The organism is Siminovitchia terrae (assembly GCF_003605405.2).
GTDB classification, from domain to species: Bacteria; Bacillota; Bacilli; order Bacillales; family Bacillaceae_C; genus Siminovitchia; species Siminovitchia terrae.
Genome location: NZ_QYTW02000061.1, coordinates 1 through 1389, shown reverse-complemented (window position 1 = coordinate 1389; position 1389 = coordinate 1). Strand labels below are relative to the sequence as shown.

Here is a 1389-nt window from a genome sequence, read left to right as displayed (position 1 = left end):
AAAAAAGGGGCCAAGAAAAAGAAAGATTCATGGTGGAAAAAAGGTGCGGTAATCGCTGGCGATATTGTTGGTGCGAACGATCTATACACCGTGGCAACGGGAAAGGATATTGCGACAGGGAAAAAAGCTTCTCGAGCAAAAGCAGCAGGGTGGTTTGTGGCCGGATTGACACCTGTTGGAAAAGTGGCAAAGGTAGCCAAAGGAGTTAAAGCTGTTTCGAAAGCGACAAAAAACGGGACGAAAGCAGGAAAAGCGGTTAAATCAAAGGTTTCAAAGGCAAAGCCGAAAAAGAAATCTACGAAGAAATCCAAGAAAAAAGCCAAAAGCAGTTCCAAGAAAACCACTTCTAAAAAGAGCACAGCGAAGAAAACAACGAGCAAGAAAACGGCTAAGAAAGCCAAAGCGAAGACAACAGCCAAGAAAACTGCCAGTCCAGTTAAGGCAGGAAGCAAAGCTGGAAAACAAGCTAAGCCGAAGAAAACTCAAACAAGCACCCAAAAGAAAACAACAAAGAAGGCCAGTGGGGCTAAAGATGATAAGGGTATAAGTAATGCTATTCCTAATTTTAGTAAAGCTAAAATAGACCCTAGGAAACTAACTGATTATGCCTTAAATCCTAATCATCCAGTTGGAGGGAATAAAGCAAAAGTATTTGAGAGTGCTTTAGGTTATAATAAATCTAATGCTAGTCAACTAATGAAACAAATTCAGAAAAATCTACCTAACACGCCTGCTACATTAGGGAAAGCAGACCAATACGGTCAAAGATATACTGTTGATATGCTAATAAAAGGTCCAAACGGTAAAACAGCTACAGTTAGAACAGGATGGATTATTAAGAGTGGCTCAAGTACACCTGAAATGACTACACTATTTGTAAAGTAGGTGGAGACAATGAGTTTTGAAGTAAACGAAACTGTGATAATTATAGAAGATAACCTTAATGAGGGGGTAAGAAAAGGGGATATTGGCACTATAATAATGGTTTATGAAACACCTAATAAAGCCTATGAAATTGAGTTTGTAGATGAAGAAGGTAGGGTCAAGTTCCAAGGAGTTTATCACTCAAATCAGATAGCTAAACTAAAATAATATTATGATTAAACCTTGATTGGCTTAATGCCTTTCAAGGTTTCTTTTTTTGTTGGTGGGGCTACCCAGTGACGCATAGTGGGAGTGTAAACTTAACCGTGTAAGTGAGAGAGCGTACGGCTCTTGCTTCGCGGTTAAGTTTTTTTATTGGTAGAATAAAATAAATGAATGGGAGGTATTTCTAATGGCTAAATCTAAACGAAAAGAGAAATCAGTTGAATTAGCGAATCAGATCCTAGAAAACTACCAACCAAAAACTGTTGAAGATATGCAGAATGCACTGAAAGATATATTCGG

The 1389-nt window shown here is 38.4% G+C and carries 2 protein-coding genes; both read left to right on the top strand.

The annotated features are described in order from the left end of the window. Positions 1-885, top strand: an 885-nt coding sequence (locus tag D5F11_RS25660; protein WP_221768467.1) for a DUF6883 domain-containing protein, incomplete at its 5' end; no start/stop codon positions are given. A 9-nt stretch (positions 886-894) separates the two neighbouring features. Further along, entirely contained in the window at positions 895-1092 is a 198-nt protein-coding gene (locus tag D5F11_RS25655) for a DUF4926 domain-containing protein (protein ID WP_120119633.1), read from the top strand. Positions 1093-1389 lie beyond the last annotated feature (297 nt).